The organism is Nocardioides limicola (genome assembly GCF_016827675.1).
Classification (GTDB): domain Bacteria; phylum Actinomycetota; class Actinomycetes; order Propionibacteriales; family Nocardioidaceae; genus Nocardioides; species Nocardioides limicola.
In genome coordinates this window covers 1-20,792 of the sequence record NZ_JAERJA010000016.1, presented here as the reverse complement: position 1 = coordinate 20,792, position 20,792 = coordinate 1, and the positions used below count along the sequence as shown (strand labels likewise).

The 20,792-nt window shown below is 69.0% G+C and carries 21 protein-coding genes; 9 read left to right on the top strand and 12 right to left on the bottom strand.

The annotated features are described in order from the left end of the window. Positions 1-69: 69 nt before the first annotated feature. Together JKG67_RS17870 and glmS are read right to left on the bottom strand one after the other, a co-directional pair. Positions 70-432 carry a holo-ACP synthase gene (locus JKG67_RS17870; RefSeq protein WP_203338713.1) on the bottom strand — a complete coding sequence of 121 codons (363 nt, stop codon included), beginning with the start codon at positions 430-432 and terminating at the stop codon, positions 70-72. 4 nt (positions 433-436) lie between these two features. Next, entirely contained in the window at positions 437-2,293 is a 1,857-nt protein-coding gene (gene glmS, locus JKG67_RS17865; RefSeq protein WP_203338712.1) for a glutamine--fructose-6-phosphate transaminase (isomerizing), read from the bottom strand. A gap of 94 nt (positions 2,294-2,387) precedes the next feature. Between glmS and coaA the strand changes: the two genes are divergently transcribed. Together coaA and JKG67_RS17855 are read left to right on the top strand one after the other, a co-directional pair. Further along, entirely contained in the window at positions 2,388-3,359 is a 972-nt protein-coding gene (gene coaA, locus JKG67_RS17860) for a type I pantothenate kinase (protein ID WP_203338740.1), read from the top strand. Positions 3,360-3,431: 72 nt separating this feature from the next. After that, a complete protein-coding gene (locus JKG67_RS17855) occupies positions 3,432-4,748 on the top strand; it encodes an acyltransferase family protein (RefSeq protein WP_203338711.1) in 1,317 nt (438 codons plus the stop codon). Between the two features lie 12 nt (positions 4,749-4,760). Here JKG67_RS17855 and JKG67_RS17850 read toward each other — a convergent pair whose 3' ends face one another. The 5 genes from JKG67_RS17850 to rplM all read right to left on the bottom strand — a co-directional run bounded on the left by JKG67_RS17850 (position 4,761) and on the right by rplM (position 8,670). Continuing rightward, complete coding sequence (locus tag JKG67_RS17850; RefSeq protein ID WP_203338710.1) at positions 4,761-4,994, bottom strand: hypothetical protein; 234 nt, start codon at positions 4,992-4,994, stop codon at positions 4,761-4,763. A 3-nt stretch (positions 4,995-4,997) separates the two neighbouring features. Beyond that, positions 4,998-6,230, bottom strand: coding sequence for a Na/Pi symporter (locus JKG67_RS17845; RefSeq protein ID WP_203338709.1), 1,233 nt, complete (start codon positions 6,228-6,230; stop codon positions 4,998-5,000). Positions 6,231-6,336: 106 nt separating this feature from the next. After that, complete coding sequence (gene glmM, locus JKG67_RS17840) at positions 6,337-7,680, bottom strand: phosphoglucosamine mutase (RefSeq protein ID WP_203338739.1); 1,344 nt, start codon at positions 7,678-7,680, stop codon at positions 6,337-6,339. A gap of 19 nt (positions 7,681-7,699) precedes the next feature. Then, positions 7,700-8,203, bottom strand: coding sequence for a 30S ribosomal protein S9 (rpsI, locus tag JKG67_RS17835; RefSeq protein WP_203338708.1), 504 nt, complete (start codon positions 8,201-8,203; stop codon positions 7,700-7,702). Between the two features lie 23 nt (positions 8,204-8,226). Then, the gene (gene rplM / locus JKG67_RS17830) at positions 8,227-8,670 is read right to left on the bottom strand and encodes a 50S ribosomal protein L13 (protein WP_203338707.1); all 444 of its coding nucleotides are present in this window, start codon (positions 8,668-8,670) and stop codon (positions 8,227-8,229) included. A 277-nt stretch (positions 8,671-8,947) separates the two neighbouring features. Here rplM and JKG67_RS17825 point away from each other — a divergent pair, with 277 nt between their 5' ends. Beyond that, complete coding sequence (locus JKG67_RS17825; protein WP_203338706.1) at positions 8,948-10,243, top strand: citrate synthase; 1,296 nt, start codon at positions 8,948-8,950, stop codon at positions 10,241-10,243. Between the two features lie 24 nt (positions 10,244-10,267). On the opposite strand, the gene JKG67_RS17820 is transcribed toward JKG67_RS17825, so the two are convergent. Both JKG67_RS17820 and JKG67_RS17815 read right to left on the bottom strand, forming a co-directional pair. After that, entirely contained in the window at positions 10,268-10,825 is a 558-nt protein-coding gene (locus tag JKG67_RS17820; protein ID WP_203338705.1) for an MOSC domain-containing protein, read from the bottom strand. A 97-nt stretch (positions 10,826-10,922) separates the two neighbouring features. Next, on the bottom strand, positions 10,923-12,296 hold the full coding sequence (locus JKG67_RS17815; protein ID WP_203338704.1) for an FAD-dependent oxidoreductase: 1,374 nt from the start codon (positions 12,294-12,296) through the stop codon (positions 10,923-10,925). 144 nt (positions 12,297-12,440) lie between these two features. Here JKG67_RS17815 and JKG67_RS17810 point away from each other — a divergent pair, with 144 nt between their 5' ends. The 5 genes from JKG67_RS17810 (at position 12,441) to JKG67_RS17790 (ending at position 16,122) form a co-directional block, all read left to right on the top strand. Further along, positions 12,441-13,052 (top strand): hypothetical protein, encoded by a 612-nt coding sequence (locus JKG67_RS17810; RefSeq protein ID WP_203338703.1) that lies wholly within the window; start codon positions 12,441-12,443, stop codon positions 13,050-13,052. A 44-nt stretch (positions 13,053-13,096) separates the two neighbouring features. Then, the gene (locus JKG67_RS17805; RefSeq protein ID WP_203338702.1) at positions 13,097-13,708 is read left to right on the top strand and encodes a hypothetical protein; all 612 of its coding nucleotides are present in this window, start codon (positions 13,097-13,099) and stop codon (positions 13,706-13,708) included. 139 nt (positions 13,709-13,847) lie between these two features. Next, positions 13,848-14,645 (top strand): hypothetical protein, encoded by a 798-nt coding sequence (locus JKG67_RS17800; protein WP_203338701.1) that lies wholly within the window; start codon positions 13,848-13,850, stop codon positions 14,643-14,645. Between the two features lie 51 nt (positions 14,646-14,696). Continuing rightward, positions 14,697-15,491 (top strand): hypothetical protein, encoded by a 795-nt coding sequence (locus JKG67_RS17795; RefSeq protein ID WP_203338700.1) that lies wholly within the window; start codon positions 14,697-14,699, stop codon positions 15,489-15,491. Between the two features lie 34 nt (positions 15,492-15,525). After that, positions 15,526-16,122 carry a hypothetical protein gene (locus JKG67_RS17790; protein WP_203338699.1) on the top strand — a complete coding sequence of 199 codons (597 nt, stop codon included), beginning with the start codon at positions 15,526-15,528 and terminating at the stop codon, positions 16,120-16,122. A gap of 1 nt (position 16,123) precedes the next feature. On the opposite strand, the gene JKG67_RS17785 is transcribed toward JKG67_RS17790, so the two are convergent. Both JKG67_RS17785 and truA read right to left on the bottom strand, forming a co-directional pair. Then, entirely contained in the window at positions 16,124-16,720 is a 597-nt protein-coding gene (locus JKG67_RS17785) for a class I SAM-dependent methyltransferase (protein WP_238998667.1), read from the bottom strand. Next, positions 16,710-17,552, bottom strand: coding sequence for a tRNA pseudouridine(38-40) synthase TruA (gene truA, locus JKG67_RS17780; protein WP_203338697.1), 843 nt, complete (start codon positions 17,550-17,552; stop codon positions 16,710-16,712). Before truA ends, JKG67_RS17785 begins: the two co-directional genes overlap by 11 nt. A gap of 90 nt (positions 17,553-17,642) precedes the next feature. On the opposite strand from truA, the gene JKG67_RS17775 reads away from it, so the two are divergent. Then, complete coding sequence (locus tag JKG67_RS17775) at positions 17,643-18,374, top strand: DUF2786 domain-containing protein (protein ID WP_203338696.1); 732 nt, start codon at positions 17,643-17,645, stop codon at positions 18,372-18,374. A 3-nt stretch (positions 18,375-18,377) separates the two neighbouring features. Here JKG67_RS17775 and JKG67_RS17770 read toward each other — a convergent pair whose 3' ends face one another. Continuing rightward, positions 18,378-20,441 carry an acyltransferase family protein gene (locus JKG67_RS17770; protein WP_203338695.1) on the bottom strand — a complete coding sequence of 688 codons (2,064 nt, stop codon included), beginning with the start codon at positions 20,439-20,441 and terminating at the stop codon, positions 18,378-18,380. Between the last annotated feature and the right edge of the window lie 351 nt (positions 20,442-20,792).

Genomic DNA, 20,792 nt, shown 5'->3' with positions numbered 1-20,792 from the left:
TGTAGATACTAACGTCGCATCGCGAACGGCGTTACGCTTTGCAAGTAAAAACAACCCACGTGATCCACCTCACGCGGAGCCTTCCGCGATCACCATCGCGGTGGCCATCCCCCCGTCGTGGGAGAGCGACAGGTGCAGATCCTCTCCGCCGAGCATCTGGAGTCGGGCGCGCACTGTCCCCCGCACCTGAAGCGTCGGCCTGCCCGACGCTTCGGACACCACCTCGGCGTCGTGCCAGGCCAGGTCCCCAGGCGCCCCCAGGGCCTTGGCCAGCGCTTCCTTGGCGGCGAACCTGGCCGCCAACGACTCGAGCGAGCGCGGCATCGACAGTTCCCGGTCGGTGAAGAGCTTGCCGGCCAGCGACGGCGTACGGCTCAACGACTGGGTGAACCGGGCGACGTCGACGATGTCGATGCCGACCCCGACGATCACCGACTCACTCCACCGTGACGGACTTGGCCAGGTTCCGCGGCTGATCCACGTCGTGGCCCATCAGGGTGGCCAGTTCGCAGGCGAAGAGCTGCAGCGGCACCGCCGCGACCAGCGGCTGCAGCAGCACCGGCACCTTCGGCAACCGGATCAGCGCATCGGCGTACGGCGTGATCGACTCATCGCCGGCCTCGGCCAGGCAGATGGTGCGCGCCCCTCGTGCCCGGACCTCCTGGATGCCGCTGACCATCTTGTCGTGCAACTGGTCGCGCCCCCTGGGCGGCACCACGCACCAGACCGGCAGCCCCTCCTCGATCAGCGCGATCGGCCCGTGCTTGAGTTCGCCCGCCGCGAAGCCCTCGGCGTGGATGTAGGCCAGTTCCTTGAGTTTGAGGGCGCCCTCCAGGGCCACCGGGAAGCCGGCGTGCCGGCCCAGGAACAGCACCGATCGGGCGTCGACATAATCCTGGGCGAGGGCATAGACGTCGGCCGCACCCTCGAGGACGGTCTGGATGTGAGCGGGCATCTGTTCGAGCTGGTTCATCACCTGGGTGATCTCGTCGCCGTACCGGGTGCCCTTGACCTGGGCGAGATAGAGCGCGAGCAGGTAGCAGGCGACCAACTGGGTCAGGAAGCCCTTGGTGGAGGCCACCCCGATCTCCGGGCCGGCGTGGGTGTAGATCACCGCGTCGGACTCGCGCGGGATGGTGGAGCCGTTGGTGTTGCAGATGGCCAGCACCTTCGACCGCTGGGTGCGTGCGTGCCGGATCGCCTGCAGGGTGTCGGCGGTCTCGCCGGACTGGGAGATCGCCACCACCAGCGTCTCCCGGGTCAGGATCGGGTCCCGGTAGCGGAACTCCGAGGCCAGCTCCACCTCACACGGGATCCGGCACCAGTGCTCGATCGCGTACTTGGCGACCATGCCGGCGTAGAACGACGTGCCGCAGGCGATGATGATGACCTTGTCGATGTCGCGCAGGTCCCCGTCGGAGAGGCGCACCTCGTCCAGGTGCAGTTCCCCGGTCGGCGTACGACGGCCGATCAGTGAGTCGGCCACCGCACGCGGCTGCTCGAAGATCTCCTTGCGCATGAACCAGTCGTGGCCGTCCTTCTCCGCCGCCGACAGGTCCCAGTCCACGTGGTACGGCGTTCCCTCGGCCGGGGCGCCGTCGAAGGTGGTGACGCTGACGTCGTCGCGGGAGAGGGTGACCACCTGGTCCTGGCCGAGCTCCAACGCCTCCCGGGTGTGCTCGATGAACGCGGCCACGTCGGAGCCGAGGAAGTTCTCGCCCTCCCCCAGCCCGACGACCAGCGGCGAGCTCCGGCGGGCGGCCACCACCCGGTCCGGGTCCTCGGCGTCCACGGCGACCAGGGTGAAGGCTCCGGCCAGCCGCCGACAGATCCGCTGCATCGCGGTGGTGAGGTCGGCACCATCGCGCAGTTCCCGCTCAAGCAGGTGGGCAGCCACCTCGGTGTCGGTCTCGGAGCGGAGCTCGTGGCCGGCCTGCTCGAGCTCGGCACGCAGTTCGGCGAAGTTCTCGATGATCCCGTTGTGCACCAGCGCGAGCCGCCCGGCGGCGCCCAGGTGCGGGTGGGCGTTGCGGTCGTTGGGGGCGCCGTGCGTCGCCCAGCGGGTGTGCCCGATGCCGGTGCTGGACTCGGGCAGCGGCCGCTCGTCGAGGGCCTTCTCCAGGTTGGCCAGCTTGCCGGCCCGCTTGTCGGCGGCCAGCGCACCCCTGCCCTCGGACGCGTGCACCAGGGCGATCCCGGCGGAGTCATAGCCCCGGTACTCCAGCCGCCGCAGGCCCTCGATGACCACGCCCTGCGCCTGCTGCTGGCCCACATAGCCCACGATTCCGCACATGCCCAGGGATTCTATCCGCGCACAGGTGGCCGGTCGCAGTTCGCGAGCCGCGACCAGGGTCCGCGGGGTCACCGTCGGTGCGGGTGCTGCAACAATGCCGGACATGGCCTCCGGCATGGGCGAGCAACGCGACCCCTCCCCCTATGTGGAACTCGACCGGGACGCGTGGGCGTCACTGGCCGCGTCGACGTCGTCGCCGTTGACGTTCGACGAGGTGGCCCGGCTGCGGGGCCTCGGGGAGTCACTGGACCTGGCCGAGGTGCAGCAGGTCTACCTGCCCCTCTCCCGGCTGCTCAGCCAGTACGTCGAGTCGGCCGGGCAGCTGCACCGGCGGCAGGAGGAGTTCCTGCGTCGTCCGCAGCCGCCGCGGACCCCGTTCGTGATCGGGCTGGCCGGCTCGGTGGCGGTGGGCAAGTCCACCACTGCCCGGGTGCTACAGCAGATGCTGGCGCACTGGCCCGAGCATCCCGAGGTGGCGCTGGTGACCACAGACGGCTTCCTGTTCCCCAACGCCGAGTTGGAGCGCCGCGGGCTGCTGGACCGCAAGGGCTTCCCGGAGTCCTACGACCGCAAGGCGCTGCTGCGCTTCGTGATCGACATCAAGTCGGGGCGGGACCTGGTGGATGCACCGCTCTACTCACACCTGTCCTACGACGTGCTGCCCAACGAACGCCTGGTCATCCACAAGCCCGACATCGTCATCATCGAGGGACTGAACGTGCTGCAGCCGGCCCGCAGCCGCGACGACGGCCGCACCGGGCTGGCGGTCAGCGACTTCTTCGACTTCAGCATCTACGTCGACGCCGCCACCTCCGACATCCGGCGCTGGTACGTCGAGCGGTTCCTGCGGCTGCGCGAGACCTCGTTCCGCGACCCCGCGTCGTACTTCGCCAAGTACGCCGGCCTCAGCGAGGCCGAGGCGGTCGTCGAGGCGGAGCGGATCTGGGACGGCATCAACGGCCCGAACCTGGTCGCCAACGTGCTGCCGACCAGATCGCGGGCCACCCTGGTGCTGCGCAAGGACTCCGACCACTCGGTCCGCTACGTGCGGCTGCGCAAACTCTGAGTACCCGACGTCACGCGTCGAGCGGCGCGCCCGCATAGGCTGCGGGGCCATGGAGCACCTGCAGTGGGCACGATGAGCCAGCCCGAGTCCGGCGTCGACCGGGACAACTACCCCGACGCATTGCGTGCCGGGGCGTTGCTGGTCGTCGTCTTCGGACACTGGCTCGCCACTCTGCCCCGGCTGGAGAACGGCCGCACGGTGGCCACCGACCACCTGCTCGACGTGTGGCAGGCGGCCGGGGTGATGACCTGGGTGCTGCAGGTGGTGCCCGTCTTCGTCTTCGTCTCTGCGGCCGTCAGCGCGCCGGGGGTGCTCCGGCGCCGCGCGGAGGGCGTGCCGCACCTGCACTGGTGGGGTGAGCGCGCGCTGGGGCTGGCCCGGCCCACCGTCACCTATCTGGCCGTGCTGGTCGCGCTGGCGCTGCCGACGTTGTGGACCAGCGGGCGGCTGATGGGGCCCTTGGATCACTCGCTCACCGTGCACCTGTGGTTCCTGGTGATGCTGCTGGCGGTGCAGGCGCTGCTGCCGTGGGGGGTGGCCATGGATCAGCGGTTCGGTCTCAAAGCGGTGCTGGGACTGGTGCTGGTCGCGGTGGTGGCCGACCTGGTGCGTTCCGGGGCGACCTCACCGGGCGACCTGCGCGATCTCGGCGAGCTGGTCACCTCGAACCGCGGCGGGGTGGGCTGGGTGAACGCGCTGGTGGTGTGGCTGATCCCGCAACAACTCGGCATCGCCTGGCGCAACGGCCGGTTCGGGGGCTGGCGGGCCGGTGCGGTGATGCTCGGCCTGGGAGCCGGCTGGTTGGCCCTGGCCGTCGGGTCGGGCTATCCGGTATCGATGGTCGGGTACGACGCCGAGGGGCACACGAACCTGATCCCACCGACCCTGGCCCTGGTCGGGGTGATGTGGGTCCAGTGCGGGCTGGTGCTGCTCGCCGAGGCACCGGCCCGTCGGGCTCTGGGACGTCGCCGGATCGGCAAGGTCGTCGGGATCGTCGGCGCGCTGGGGATGGGTCTCTATCTGTGGCACAAGCTCGCCGAACTCCCCGCCGCGATGCTCGGTGAGCGGCTGGGCCTGCCGATCGACGCGGGCGTCCCCGGCGAGCCCGAGTTCTGGACCGGCCGACTGTTGTGGATCCTGCTCTGCCTGCTGGTGGTGACTCCGGTGATGGCCGGGGTGATCGCCTTCGAGACGCGCCGCAGCCCGGACGTCGTGGCCGCCACCAGCACTCCGGTGATCATCGCGGGTGGCCTCTGCCTGCTCACCGGCCTGGCCCTGGCACTGGCGCTGGGCGCCCGCCCGGGCGCCTACTTCGGGTTGGCCGGGGTCGCGGCCGCCTCATGGCTGCTCAGGCAGCACCCTCGGCTCCGCAGCCGGGTGCGCGCCTGACACCGGCGCCGGTCAGGCCTTGCTGGAGCGGCGCCGTCCGAGGAGTGCTCGGGTCAGCTCCCGCACGCCTCGCACCCGCGGATGCGACCAGGCGAAGTACTCCCCGAGCCGGTCCACCTGCTGATGCTGGAGTCGGTGCCGGTGCTTGGCCAACTCGGCCTCGAGCGCGGCGACCTGGGTCTTGAGGGCCGCGAGCTGTGCTTCGAGTTCTTCGATGCGCGCGAACTCGTCGTGGGTCTCGGCCACGTCTCAGACCGCGACCGTGACGCCGATGAGCACCATCGGCAGGACCACGAACACCCCGAGCACCCAGCCGGCCGCCCAAAGCTTGTTCTCGGTGGCCACCCGACCCATCCAGGTGGCGCCGATCAGCGGCAGGTTGCGGATGCCCGGCATCGCGAAGATCACCAGCATCGCGAAGATGTTGAAGAGCAGGTGCACGTAGGCGGCCTGGAGGGCGATCTCGGCCTGCGCGCCGGCGAAGCCGAAAGCCGCGATCAGTGCGGTCACGGTGGTGCCGATGTTGGCGCCCACGGTGAACGGATAGATCTGGCGCAGCGAGAACGCGCCCGATCCGGCCAGCGGGATGGCGAGGCTGGTCGTGGTCGACGACGACTGCACCATCACCGTCACCACGGCACCCGAGGCGACACCGGTGACCGGGCCACGGCCCACCGCGGTGTGCAGCACCTTGGCGGCGGTGCCGACCATCAGCACCTTGAGCAGCTTGCCGATGAAGTTGATGACCAGCAGGATCAGCGCGACACCGATCACGATCATCGCGATCCCGCTCCACGGCCCCGGAAGCACCCCGGCGACGGTCTTGATCAGGTCCGCCAGCGGGGTCGTGATCGCCTTGACCGTGCTGCCGATGCCGCCGAACACCGCAGCCACCATGCCGCCGTCGCTGCCGGCGCTGTGACCGGCCAGCCAACCCGAGGTGCGCTCCAGCAGCCCGAAGGCCAACTCCAGGGGCAGGAAGATCGCCACCGCGATCAGGTTGAAGAAGTCATGCACGGTCGCGGCCGAGAAGGCGCGTCGGAACGACTCGGAGTCGCGGACCATGCCGAGGCTGACCAGGGTGTTGGTCAAGGTAGTGCCGATGTTGGCGCCCAACAGCACCGGGATCGCGATGGCGATCGGCAGACCTCCGGCCACCAGGCCGACGGTCACCGACGTGGTCGTCGAGGAGGACTGGGTGGCCGCTGTGGCGAGCACGCCGATCATCAGCGCGACGAACGGGTTCGCGGCGAAGGCGAACAGGGACTCTGCCTGGTCCCCGGTGGCCGCCTTGAAGCCGGCGCCGATGACGCTCACCGCGGTGATCAGCACGTAGACGCTGGCCGCGACGGCGAGCCAGTTGCCGATCTCCAAGGGACGCCCGCTGAGCCCGAGCCGCTCGAGGGGACTGCGCAGCCGGGCAACGACGGGCGGGGCAACGGGGCCAGGTTCGGCGACCGCGACCGGCGGCGTACTCCACATAGACACCAGAGAACCCGGTCCCGATGCGGACAGGCGACTGGTGGGTGAATGTCAGTCGCATTCAAGGTGAACGCAGGGTGAACAAATCCAGGGGTGGTGAACGGCCTCAGATGGCCAGTCGCTCCCGGACCACGTCGGCCAGGCGTCCCGCCACGGCGTCGGCCTGCGCCGCGGTCGCGGCCTCGACCATCACTCGGACCAGCGGCTCGGTCCCAGACGGGCGCAGCAGCACCCTGCCGGTCGCACCCAGCTCGGCCTCCGCCTCGGCCACCGCGGCCAGCAGCACCTCGTCGCCGGTGCGGTCCTTGTCCACGTCCGGGACGTTGACGAGAACCTGTGGGAACCGGGTCATCGCCCCGGCCAACCCGGCCAGGCTGGTGCCCGTGGTGGCCATCCGCTCCAGCACGTGCAGTGCGGTGAGGATGCCGTCGCCGGTGGTGGCGTACTCACTCATGATCACGTGGCCGGACTGCTCCCCGCCCAATGAGAGCCCGTCGGCCTTCATCGCCTCGAGGACGTACCGGTCCCCCACCGCCGTCTGTCGGACCTCGATGCCGGCCGCGTCCATGGCTCGAGTGAAGCCGAGGTTGCTCATCACCGTCGCCACCACGGTGTCCTTGACCAACCGGCCGGACTCCTTCATGGAGGCGGCCAGGATGCACAGGATCTGGTCGCCGTCCACGACGGCGCCGGTGTGGTCCACGGCCAGGCATCGGTCGGCATCCCCGTCGAGGGCGAAGCCGACATCGGCCTCGTCCTTGAGCACCGCCGCGCGCAGCGACTCCAGATGCGTCGATCCGCACCCGTCATTGATGTTCAGCCCGTCGGGTTGGGCGTGGATGGCGGTGACGTCGGCACCGGCGTCGCGCAACGCCAGCGGGCCTGCCAGCGATGCGGCTCCCTCGGCGCAGTCGAGGACGACCCGAAGCCCGGTGAGGGGCTTGGTGGTGGTCCGGACCAGATGCGCGACGTAGCTGGCCAGCCCCTCGTCGTACCGGGTGACGCGGCCGACGCCGCCGCCGACCGGGCGCTGCCAGGGCTCCCGGAGCCGGGCCTCGATCTGCTGCTCGATGACGTCGTCGAGTTTGACGCCGCCTCGAGCCAGGAACTTGATGCCGTTATCGGGCATCGGGTTGTGCGACGCCGAGATCATCACGCCCAGATCCGCGGCCAACGTGGCGGTGAGGTGAGCGACTCCAGGGGTCGGCAGCACGCCCACCAGCAGGACGTCGACACCCGCCGACGCCAGCCCGGCGACGACGGCCGCCTCCAGGAACTCCCCCGAGACGCGGGTGTCCCGGCCCACGACGGCCAGCGGCCGATGGCCCTCGAACTCACCGAGATCGGCAAGCACGTGGGCGGCAGCAACCGAGAGGTCCAGGGCCAACTCAGCGGTGAGATCACCGTTGGCCAGACCCCGGACCCCGTCGGTGCCGAAGACGCTCTTCATCACGAAGGCGGCGTCGTGACTACCGCTTCGAGAACTGCGGAGCCTTGCGGGCCTTCTTGAGACCAGCCTTCTTGCGCTCGATCACTCGGGCGTCGCGGGTGAGCAGACCGGCCTTCTTGAGCACCGCACGGTTCGCGTCGAGGTCGACGTCGTTCAGCGCACGGGCCACGCCGAGGCGCAGGGCACCGGCCTGACCGGTGATGCCGCCGCCGTCGATGCGGGCGATCACGTCGAAGCGGCCCTCGAGGCGGGTCGCCACGAAGGGCTCGTTCACGACCTGCTGGTGCAGCTTGTTCGGGAAGTAGTTCTCGAGCGTCCGGCCGTTGACCTTCCACTCGCCGGTGCCCGGGACGATCCGGACGCGGGCCACGGCCTGCTTGCGGCGGCCGGTGGCGGCAGCGGGGGCGATCGCAGAGGTGACGACGGCCTCGGCGGCGCTCTCGTCGCTCTCGCTGGTGAAGGCGACGCCGTGCTCGTCGACCTCGTAGGTCTCCTCGTTCGTGGAGGACTCAGGGGTGGTCACGATTTTTTCCTCGCTTGTGTGGACTACTGGGAGATCTGGGTGATCTCGAACGGCGTGGCCTGCTGGGCCGCGTGCGGGTGGTCAGGTCCGGAGTAGACCTTGAGCTTCTTCAGGATCTGACGACCGAGCCGGTTCTTGGGGAGCATTCCCCAGACCGCCTTCTCGACGACCTTGCGGGCGTCGGAGTCGAGCAGCTCGCCCACAGGGGTGGCGGTGAGGCCACCGGGGTAGCCGGAGTGCCGGTAGGCCATCTTGGTGGTCTTCTTGGAGCCGGACAGCGCAACCTTCTCCGCGTTCACGATGATCACGAAGTCACCGGTGTCCGCGTTGGGTGCGAAGATCGGCTTGTGCTTGCCTCGCAGGAGGTTCGCGGTCTGAACGGCCAGACGGCCCAGGACCACGTCGGTCGCGTCGATGACGTGCCAGTCACGCTGGATGTCACCGGGCTTGGGGGCGTACGTACGCACGGCTTCTTTCCTCTACTTGTTCGTGAAGCCCGGGCAGGCGGACCCTGCCGGGTGGAACTGCGGCAACTTCTGACGAACACTGCCCGGCTTGGTTGTCCGGATCTGCGCCCCGGTCAGCCGTGCAGGCAGGCCGGAACGCGGCAGGAGTCGCGACGGTCCAGAGTACGGGCCGGACGGCGGATCGGTCAAAACGCTGTCCCACTCTGCGAAGGGGTGCTTCACAGGGCCGGGGGGGCGGCTACTAGGTTTGTGTCACCCGACACACCTAGGAGCACACGTGAGCGACCCAGCCACGCTGTCCGTCCGTGACAACCGGACCGGCCGCGACTACGAGCTCCCGATCACCGACGGCACCATCCGTGCCGCTGATCTGGGACAGATCCGCGTCGATGAGGACGAGCCCGGGTTGGCCCTGTACGACCCCGGCTTCGTGAACACCGCCTCCTGTCGCAGTGCGATCACGTTCATCGACGGCGAGAAGGGGATCCTCGAGTACCGGGGCTATCCGATCGAGCAGCTCGCCGAGAAGTCCACGTTCCTCGAGGTGGCCTACCTGCTGATCCACGGGTCACTGCCGTCGAAGACCGAGTTCGACAACTGGGTGCACGAGATCACCTACCACACGTTCGTGCACGAGAACGTGAAGTCGTTCATGCAGGGCTTCCGGTACGACGCGCACCCGATGGGCATGCTGATGGCCTCGGTCGGCGCACTGTCGACCTTCTACCCCGACGCCCGCAACATCGCCGACGCCGAGAACCGCCACATGCAGATGGTCCGGCTGATCGCGAAGATGCCGACGCTGGGTGCCTGGGCCTTCCGGCATGCCCAGGGCAAGCCGTACATCTACCCCGACAACGAGCTGAGCTACACCGAGAACTTCCTCTCCATGCTCTTCAAGATGAGCGAGCAGAAGTTCGGCGCCGACGAGCGTCTGGTGCGCGCCCTCGACGTGCTGTTCATCCTGCACGCCGACCACGAGCAGAACTGCTCCACCAACGCCGTCCGTTCGGTGGGGTCCAGCCAGGTCGACCCGTACTCGGCCGTCGCCGCCGGGGTCGGCGCCCTGTTCGGCCCGTTGCATGGTGGCGCCAACGAGGCCGTGCTGCGCATGCTGCGCCGGATCGGCAAGAAGGAGAACATCCCCTCCTTCATCGAGGGCGTGAAGAACGGCAACGAGAAGCTGATGGGCTTCGGTCACCGCGTCTACAAGAACTACGACCCGCGGGCGACGATCATCAAGAAGGCCTGCGACGACGTGTTCGAGGTCACCGGGGTCAACCCGCTGCTCGAGATCGCCCAGGAGCTGGAGAAGATCGCGCTCGAGGACGAGTACTTCGTCAAGCGCAAGCTCTACCCGAACGTCGACTTCTATTCGGGCCTCATCTACGAGGCCTTCCAGTTCCCGCCGGAGATGTTCACGGTGATGTTCGCGATCGGCCGCACCCCCGGCTGGCTCGCCCAGTGGCTGGAGTTGGTGCAGGACCCGGAGCAGAAGATCGCCCGCCCCAAGCAGATCTACACCGGCGAGCGGCGGCTCGACTTCACCCCCTCATCGGAGCGCTGGGCCTGACCTCCCGGCGTACGGCGGCCCCGGTCAGGGACGCAGCTTCCTGACCGGGTCGCCGAGGTGCACGTCGCCGGCGGCGATGACGCGCGCGTTGAAGCCGCGCAGGCGCAGTTCCTTGCCGACCGGCGAGTTGACGAACATCATCGCGTCGCGCCCGAACCGCTCGGTGAACTTCGCGCAGCCGTTGTGTGGCTTCGCCGTCACCTCGATCACCGCGGTCTCGCCGATGGCCAGCCGCGCCCCGGTCGGCAGGTTGGCGACCGAGATGTCCAGGTCCAGGTAGAGCTGATCACCGGCCAACGCCCGCTGCTCGTCGGTGTCGGCCAGGAACTCGATCATCCGCGCGCTCATCACGTTGAGCTGGGCCTCCAGGTGCCGCCCCGCGGCGACGGCACGTGAGGTGGCCCGCTCCAGCCAGTTGTCCCCCACCAGCCCCTTCTCCGGGTCGAGCAGCCCACTGCTCAGGATCTCCCGCCGGTCGATCTCGGGGCGCCGCACCACCAGGGCCACGGTCCCCCTCTCGGCAGGTGCCTGCCGAAGCACCGGCAGATGGCTGGTCAGTTCCTCGGTGCTGCGTGCTCCCATACGGCTCAGTCTCCCAGCCCGGGGCAACCGAATTTCCTGCGGTGGGCGACCCGCCGGTCGCGCTCGGCGTGCTCGTCGGCACTGATCGGGGGCGGTGTCAGAGTCGTTCGGCGAGCCGGCGTACGGCGATCTGCAGGATGTCCCAGACGGTTGCGAAGGGCGGGGCGTAGGAGAGGTCGGCGCCCGCCACCTCGTCAACGCTCATCCCGCCCCACAGGGCGATCGCGGCGGTGTCGATCCGCTTCCCGGCCCCCGGTCCGCCGACGATCTGGACGCCGAGCAGCCGTCGGTCCTGGCGATCGGCCACCACCCTGACGGCGACGTCAGCGGCCTCGGGCATGTACCTGCTCGCAGTCGTGCCCTCGGTGTCCAGCGCCACGGCATCCAGTCCCAACTCCGTGGCCTGCGCCAGGGTGAGCCCGGTCCGGGCGATCTCCAGGTGCACGTCGGCGGTCACGAAGCGGGTGATCGCCGTGCCCAGCGCGCCGCCGAAGCGGACCTGCCCGTCATCGACGATGTTGGTGCCGACCACCCGCCCCTGCTTGTTCGCATGGGTGCCCAGCGGGAGGAAGGCCGGTGAGCCGGTGAGCCGGTGCAGCACCTCGGTGCAGTCACCGGCCGCCCACACTCCGGGCGCGACCCGCCCGGTGGGGTCGGCCAGAAGGCCGCCCCGCTGGCCGACCGGGATCCCCGCATCCACCGCGAGCTGGGTGCGCGGCCGGACCCCGAGAGCGAGCGTCACCAACCCGTGGTGGGAGCCGCCATCGCTGGTCGAGACGCCGCAGACGGCTCCCTTGCCGTCGCGCGCGACACCGGCGACCTCGGCGCCTTCGATGACCTTCACCCCGGCAGCCGCCATCCCTACAGCCACCCGTGCCCCCATCTCCGGGTCCAGGCTGGACATCACCCGGCCTCGGGTCACCAACGTCACCCGGCAGCCGCGGCGGACGAAGGCCTCGGCGGCCTCGATGCCGACGTACCCGCCACCGGCCACCACGACCGGCGGTGGCTCCGCCCCGAGCCGCGCCGCCCACCGAGCGCCGTCGTCGAGGTCGTGCAGCACGCCGAAGCCCTCGTGCAGAGCCCCGGTGTCGTCGTGCGCCCAGTCCGGGATGATCGGCGCGGCTCCGGTGGCGATCACCAGTTCGTCGTACTCGTGGGTCTCCTCGATCCCGGCGCGGTCGCGGCTGCGGACCTGCCGCCGTGTCGGATCGATCGCCACCACCCGGGTGCGCATCCGCAGGTCGATGCCCGCCGCTCGGTGCTCCCTCGCAGTGCGGGCGACCAGTTCAGCGCCCGAGTCGACATCACCGGCGAGCCAGTAGGGGATCCCGCAGGCCGAGTACGAGGTGTGGTCGCCGGCTTCGAAGGCGAGGACGGAGACCTCCCGACCGACGGCGCGAGCGGTCCGCAGCGCCTGATGTGCCGCCGACATACCGGCCGCGTCGGCCCCGATGATGACGATCCTCATGCCCCCAGCCTGCCCTAGTCCCCCCAGTGCCGGACCAGCCAGGTCAGGAACAGCGACGCCAGAAGATAGGGAATCCTCCCGATGTCCTGGGGGGCTCCTTAGCTGGACCTTTGCTGAAGGCAACTGAACTAGAGAGGGAGCATCATGCACGACACCATCGATGACCGATTCGCTGACCTGGACCGGCGGCTGCGCCGGGAGCGTCGCCGCAGCACGCTGTTGATCGCCGCGATGGCGGCGATGCTGATCGGCCTCACGGTCGGGCCGGTGGCCGCCAGCCACCTCAACGTGACCAGCAGCGACCTGGCCAAGGGCGCGGTCACGACCCCGAAGATCAAGAAGAACGCCGTCACCACTGCCAAGATCAAGAACGGCGCGGTGAAGAACGCCAAGATCGCCAACGGCACCATCGACCGCGCCAAGCTGGCACCCAATGCCCGCGGCGCGGTGGCGGTGGCCACCGTGCTGGCCGACGGCACCCTGGTGGCCAGCCGCTCCCGGGGCGTACCCGCCTCGGCGGTGACCAAACAAGCCATCTCGGCGTTCTGCTTCACCGACCTTCCGTTCAAGTTCAAGACCGCGGTCGCGACCCCGCTCTATCACCCGGTTCACGTGACGACCCCGGCCACGCTGGTCGGCTATCCGGGCCTCGGGTTCGGCGCTGACGACTGCAGCCCTGCAGCCGACTTGGAGGTCGCGACCACCGTCAACGGCACTTGGGCGGCCCACGCCTTCACGGTTGCCTTCTTCGACTGATCCACCGAACCGCCATCGACACCAACACACTGAGGAGCTCTCCCATGCACGACGAACTCACCGAGCGCGTTGCTCAACTCGAACAGCAGGTACGGCGCGGCAGACGCGTCAGCAAGGTACTCATCGGGTTGCTCGCCGCCGCCCTGATCGGATTCACGGTCGGGCCGGTGGCCGCCAGCCACCTCAACGTGACCAGCAGCGACCTGGCCAAGGGCGCGGTCACCACCCCGAAGATCAAAAAGAACGCCGTCACCACCGCCAAGATCAAGAACGGCGCGGTGAAGAACGCCAAGATCGCCAACGGCACGATCACCCGCAACAAGTTGGCCCCCAACGCCCGTGGAGCAGTGGCGGTGGCCACCGTGCTGGCCGACGGCACCCTGGTGGCCAGCCGGTCGCGGGGCGTGCCCAGCTCAGCGGTGAGCCTGCAGGAGACGTCGGCGTTCTGTTTCACCAACCTGCCGTTCACGTTCAGGACGGCGGTGGCGACCCCGCTCTACCACCCGACCGACGAAGGCAATGTGATGACGAAGGTCGGCCTCCCGGGTATCGGCTATGGCGCCGGGGACTGCGTCCCCGCCGGGGGCCTTGAGATCGCCACCGAGATCAACGGCGTGTGGACACCGCACGCCTTCACCGTGGCGTTCTTCGACTGAACCCGCAGGTGGCCGCGGCGCCCTCGAGCGTCGCGGCCACCCGCGAGATCCATACCGGCGAGATAGGGAATCTTCCTGATGCGCTCTCCGATGCCTTAGCGCAAGGCTGACTGGGACCACTCCCTCGGAAAGGCTCCCCATGTCCCAGGAACTCGAAGCCCGGATCGACCAACTTGAGGACCGGGTACGCCGGACCCGCCGGCGCAGCACCACGCTGGTCGCCGTCCTCGTAGCGGCCCTGATCGGTCTCAATGTCGCGCCGGTGGCCGCCAACCACCTCAAGGTCAAGACCAGTGATCTGACCAAGGGCGCGGTCACCACCCCGAAGATCAAGAACCAGGCCGTCACCACCAAGAAGCTCAAGAAGAACGCGGTGAAGACCTCCCGGATCGCCAACGGGGCCGTCACCACGGCGAAACTCACCCGCGAGGAGAAGTACCGGCGCGTCGGCACATCGGGCAACCCCGCCTTCGGCAACGGTGGCCAAGGCGACTGCATCTGGCAGACCGGTGCCAACATCATTGCCGGGGTGGGTCACCCCAGCTTCCGGGTGGACCGATTCGGCTATGTGCATCTGAGCGGGGTCGCCGGTGCCACCGATGGTGGAGGCGGCGACGGCGTCTGTGACCCCGGCGACCCGGGAGAGGCGGCCGACGGCATCGCGTTCACCCTGCCGACCGGCTACCGACCGGCAACGCCGCAGATCTACCCGGTGGGCGACGCAACCGTCATCGTGGTCGGCACCTCCTCATTCACGGTCCCCGGTCTGGGCACACTCCCGGCGGGGACTGTCTACTCCAGCAACCCGCAGTTCGGTCTACCGCTGGACGGGATCACCTTCGAGCGAGCCGGCTCCCCCGTACTGTCCCGTCAGCCCGCTTCAGTCGGCAGCACCGGCGGCCCGGAGTTCACGGGGAGGATCCTCGGCCTGAACTGACCGAGCACCCCGCACCCACCATCTCACCCGAACCGGACGAAAGGGATTCCCATGGACTCCGAGACTGCAGCGAAGTTCCAGCAACTCGAGCGGCGGATGCAACGGACCCGCCGACGCAGCACCGCACTGGTCGCCGCCATGGCGGCGATGCTGCTCGGCTTCTCCGTCGGCCCGGTGGCCGCCAACCACCTCAACGTCAAGACCAGCGACCTCACCAAGGGCGCGGTCACCACCCCGAAGATCAAGAACCAGGCCGTCACCACCAAGAAGCTCAAGAAGAACGCGGTGAAGACCTCCCGGATCGCCAACGGGGCCGTCACCACGGCGAAACTCACCCGCGAGGAGAAGTACCGGCGAGTCGGCACACCGGGCAACCCCGCCTATCGCAACGGCGGCCAAGGCGACTGCATCTGGCAGAGCGGCGTCAGCGTCATCCCGACCGTGGGTCACCCCAGCTTCCGTGTGGACCGGTTCGGCGTCGTCCACCTGAGCGGCGTCGCGTTTGCCGAGGACGGGCCGGGGGGCGACGGGGTGTGTGACCCCGATGATGAGGGTGAGACAGCCGACGGAATCGCGTTCATCCTGCCCACTGGATATCGCCCGGCAACGACGCAGATCTACCCGATGGGCGACGTGACGGTCATCGTGGTCGGCACCTCGCCACTCGTGTTGGGTCCCAGTACCCTGCCGGCAGGGGCGGTCTACTCGAATTGGCCAGGGTTCGGCCTGCCTATGGACGGGATCAGCTTCGAACGCGCCGGCTCCCCGGTGCTGTCTCGATCGTCGGTCCCGGGGGACGGCACCGGCGATCCCGACTTCGCGGCCCGGCTGCTCGGGCTGAACTGACTGGCGCGGCGTACCGGCACGGAACGGACTCTCCATGGACATCGACACTGAAGCCAGACTCGATCGACTCGAGCGGCGGATGCGCCGGAGTCGACGCCGGTACGCCGCACTGGTCGGGTTGCTCGCCGCAGCGCTGATCGGGCTCAACATCGCGCCGGTGGCCGCCAACCACCTCAAGGTCACCACCAGCGACCTCACCAAGGGCGCGGTCACCACCGCGAAGATCAAGAACCAGGCCGTCACCACCAAGAAGCTCAAGAAGAACGCGGTCAAGACCGGCAAGATCGCGAGCGGTGCGATCACCGGCACCAAGCTGGCAGCAGAGGTGCCGGGCGTCGCCGTGGCTGGCGCCAATGTCCAGGGCAACGGCACCAACCCGGTGATCCGTGGCCAGTTCAACCGGGTCGGCGGACCGCTCACAGTGGTCGCGAACGAGGAGGGCTTCTACCAGTTCACGATGCCGGGTGGCTCGTTGACGCCCGGGGCGATCATCGTGGCGACCGGCTCCGGGGCCAACGCCCGATGCAACGTGTTCAGGTTCTCAGAGACGCAGTTCACGGTGCAATGCATGCTGAACGGAACCACTCAACTGCAGGGCGCGAACTTCTCGGTGGTGGTGATGCAGCAGTGAGTCACCCGGCCTGGGCCTGCAGCACCCGGAAGCCCTTCGCGCTGGCCAGCCGGGTGGTGGGCCAACCCTGATCGGTGAGCCAACGTTGCAACGAGTCGGCGCCCAGGTTCTTGCCGACGACCAGGGTCGCCCGGCCGCCCGGAGCCAGCCGCGGCAGCCAGGTGAGCAGCAGTTCGTGCAGCGCCTGCTTGCCGATCCGGATCGGCGGGTTCGACCAGATCTCGTCGTACGTCGCCTCCGGTGCGGTGTCCGGAGTGCAGGCCAGATAGCGGTCCGCCACTCCCAGCGCCGCGGCGTTCTCTCGGGCCAGGGCCAGCGCTCGTTCGTTGACGTCGACGGCGGTGACGGTCACCTCGTTCGAGGCGAGCAGCGCGGCCAGGCCGATCACGCCGTACCCACAGCCCAGGTCCAGCACGTGCCCGGCGGCGGGTGGTTCGGTCTCCCGGAACAGCACCGACGTTCCGATGTCGAGGCGCCCCTGCGCGAACACCCCGGACCCGGTGGCGAGGTCGAACGTCTGACCCCAGACCGACACGGTGATCGGGGTGCGTTGGAAGGCGACCGTCGGGTCGGCGGTGAAGTAGTGCTCATCGGTCAAGGCGACGCACGCTCCTGGCGGTCTCGGCCCGCGAAGCGAGCTCGGCATCGGGGGGATAGCAGACCCGCTCCAGGGTCAGCCCGTGGGCGTGGATGACGGTCACCGCCGGATTCCGGCGGGCGTCGGTCAGCACCTGCTGGACCCACGCATCGTCCCGGCGCCCCTCCCCTACCGCGACCAGGCATCCGACCAGGGCCCGGACCATCGAGTGGCAGAACGCGTCCGCTCGAACGGTGGCCTCCAGCAGTCCGTCGGCCCGGCGGGTCCAGTCATAGCCGAGCAGCGTCCTGATCGTGGTGGCGCCCTCGCGGCGGCGGCAGAACGAGGCGAAGTCGTGTTCGCCGACGAGTCGCTGTGCGGCCCGGTGCATGGCCTGCTCGTCGAGCTCCCGCCCCCAACTCAGCACGTGGCCCCGCAGCAGCGGGTCCTGCGTGGCGGGCCGGTCGGCGATCCGGTAGACGTACTCGCGCCACAGCGCCGAGAACCTCGCGTCGAAGCCGGCGGGGGATTCTGCGACCCGGTGCACGCGTACGTCGGCGGGCAGGATCCCGTTCAAGCGACGACGCAGCGCCTCGCCCGGTGGCGTGTCGGGGCGGCCGGAGCTCGCCGCGAAGGCATCGGCATCGACATCGGCGTGCACCACCTGCCCTCGGGCATGCACACCGGTGTCGGTACGCCCGGCGCATGTCACCCGTAGTTGCGGCCGTCGCAGTGCGGTGGCCAGGGCTGCCTCCAGCACCCCCTGGACCGTGCGTAGCCCCGGCTGGTCAGCCCAACCGTGGAAGTCGGTGCCGTCGTAGGCGAGGTCGATCCGGATACGCACAGGGGGCATCCTCCCACCCGCCTGGGCGGCAGGCAGCACGGACTGTCGGTGACCCCTGCCAGCGTGACCTTCTCAGTGCTCACGAAAGGATGTCCGGTGATGAACGACGCCGACCCGGTCCTCGCGAAGGTCCGCAAGCTGCTCGCCAAGGCCGAAGACCCGGCTGCCACCCCTGCGGAAGCAGAGATCTATACAGCCAAGGCCACCCAACTGATCGCTCAGCACGGCCTCGCGGACGCGCTGCGCGAGGCCGCGACCGACGGCAGTGCCGTGGTCGATCGGCAGGTGCGGCTGGACCCGCCGTACGCCGTCGACAAAGCCGACCTGTTGGGCGTGGTGGCGTACCGGTTGGGGTGCCGGGCGGTCCGCTTGACCGACCGGCGTGGTGGCGCCAAGGAGGTGACCCTGCACGTGTTCGGCCATCGCAGCGATCTGGACCGGGTCGAGTTGCTGTTCACCAGCCTGTTGCTGCAGGCGGTGCGGGATCTGGCTCGTACCCCGGTCCCCCGCCGCCAGCATGCGGCCGCATACCGGCGGTCGTGGCTGGCCGGCTTCACGGGCGCCGTGAGTCAGCGGCTGAGGGCTGCCGAGGAACGGGCCAGCGCAGCGGCCGAAGCCGACTTCCGGCAGGCGGGCCTGTCGACCGCGTTGGTGCTCGCGGACCGCTCCGCCGAAGTCGGCCGAGCCCTGGAGACGGCGTATCCCACGGTCAGCCACGCCCGTCCTCGACACCTCTCCGGCGACGGTGGCCACGCCGGGTGGGCAGCCGGGCACCGCGCCGACCTCGGGGACGGTCGACTCGACCGTCGCCGAGCCGATCAACTGCGATGAGGATCAGCCTGCGTCCACAACCCCTGACTCCTCGATGAGTTCCCATAGCTCCGCGCGATGGCGCACGAAGATGTCGGGGTTGACGTGAATCGGGTCTCGCCACACCGCAAGTTCATCCACAACGCTGGAGCAGATCACGGTGGTCGGGCAAACCAACGGGTTGACGTCGATGCTGGCAACGCGGTCGTCACCGATCGCGGCGGCTTCATAGATGCTATCGGCCAGCGGCCGCGGTTCCGAAGGCGGCAGAACGACACATTCTGACAGCGATGACGCCCCGGCCAGGCAGGACAGGGTGTCGTAGCCGGTATTGGTCCACCCCTGGGTCCCCATGATGCTGTGGAACATCACCATCGAGGCACCAGCGGACCGCACCAAGTCCACCGTGTCCTGCACGGCTTCGGAGTACATCCGATCGGCAGGCCCAGTGATCCCGTCGGCGCGCGCCAAGTGCCCGTCCCACCCGGCGTCCGAACGAGCTAGATTCGCGACGAGCACCAGATCGGGCTGCATCGCCGGCAGGGTGACGGTGTAGAAGTCATCTCGTGCCTCCCGACACGGCCCTTCGTGACGTTCCTGTACGCGCCCCACCCGGAGCAGGTCGTGCGGCCACGGGCAGGCGACCGCAATGGAGATCGACAGTTTGAAGCCTCGCTCGTTGGCCAATGCCGCGAACGCCGGCGCCAACATCCGTGCGTGACTGTCCCCCACAAGCACCAGGTGCGGGCCGTCACCGTCCACCAACACGCAGTCCTCGGGGGCCGACGGGGCGCATCTGCCGAGAGGGCCCCTGTTCTTTGCCACTGCGCCGAAGTCGATCACCGGGACCTCCTCGGCCACCACGTCGGCTACGTCACCGATCTGGGCCAGGCCCTCGACGTGCTCGGTCGCATCCGCCACCAACACAACGGCTGGGGATCGATTGCTGGCGAGCATCGGTGCGATCACCACTGCCGCGGTGACCACGCTGACGGTGAGCCCGGCCACCACCACCTTGCCATCGACGCCTTCGAGTCGCCGGGCCCGCCGGATCGGGGTCTCGACGAGCTGGTAGGAGAGCGCGGCGAAGGCGCTGGCCAGCAGCAGCGCTGCCGTCGCGATCACCCAGGCCGAAGTCGTGGTGTAGCGCTGCAGCACCAGAATCAGCGGCCAGTGCCACAGGTAGGTGCCGTAGGAGATCTTCCCGAGGTACACCGAGGTCGGCGCGGACAGGAGGCGGCCGACCGAGGTGCTCGGGGTGGTGTAGAGGCCAAGAACCATCGCACAGGCCAACGGGGTGGCGAGCAGGTTCCGTGCCGACGCGGACATGGAGAACAGTTCGCTGCCCAGCAGCAGATAGCCCCCGAAGCCGAGCGCGGTCAACCACGCCCCCGCCCGCGCGGTGAGTTGGACCCGGGTCAACTCCCGCACCCCGATCGCGACGAGCGCTCCGGCCAGCAGTTGGAAGAGCCGGGCGTCGGTGGCGTAGTAGGCGCGCACCGGGTCCACATTGGCCGAGACGAGTTGGGACGCGACTGAGGCGACGAAGAGGCAGCCGAGCACGGCGAGGAGCACCCTCTGGCGACCACGAGCGGCGGCCAGCACCATCATCACCAGCAGGGGGAAGATGATGTAGTACTGCTCCTCCAAGGACAGTGACCAGTAGTGCATGAACGGCGACGCGGTCATCTCGGTGCCGAAGTAGTCGTGGGCCTCGGCAACGAACTGCCAGTTCGCGAGGTAGACCAGGGCAGCCTGGGCATGCCGGATGAACTCCGCACGCTCTGGCTCGGTGAAGGTCAGCAGCACCAGCAGCGTGGTCCCGAGGACCGCGAGTACGGCGGCGGGCAGCAGCCTGCGGACCCTCCGGGCGTAGAAGCGACGGAGGTTCAGGGTGCCTGTCTCGTCGACCTCTGTCAGGACGACGTGGGTCACCAGGAACCCCGACAGGACGAAGAAGAGGTCGAGGGCGATGAAGGCGTTTCCGGCGCCTGAGACTCCAGCATGGAAGAAGACGATGGTGACCATCGCCACCATCCGGAGTCCATCGAGTTCGGGTCGGTAGGTCCAAGTGCGACGTGGGGGCATCGCCGTCCGACCATAGCAACCACCCCCACACTCACTCCGCGCGCAAACTCCACCCGGGCGTGCCGGTGGCCCCGCAGCCGGTGGGGGTGCGGGGTCAGGGGCGGGGTGTATCTCGTGGTGGATCGGGCGTCGCGTCGTTTCGGTGGTCGAGTGCCACCCTTGTTCGGTGGTCGAGTGCCGCCGAGCTTGCGAGGCGGTGTATCGAGGCCACCCCCGAGGTCGCACGGGGTCTCGATACGCTCGCTGACGCTCGCTACTCGACCGCCGAACCACACCACCGTGCTCGGTGGTCGAGTGCCGCGCCTGTTCGGTGGTCGAGTGCCGCCGAGGAACGAGGCGGTGTATCGAGGC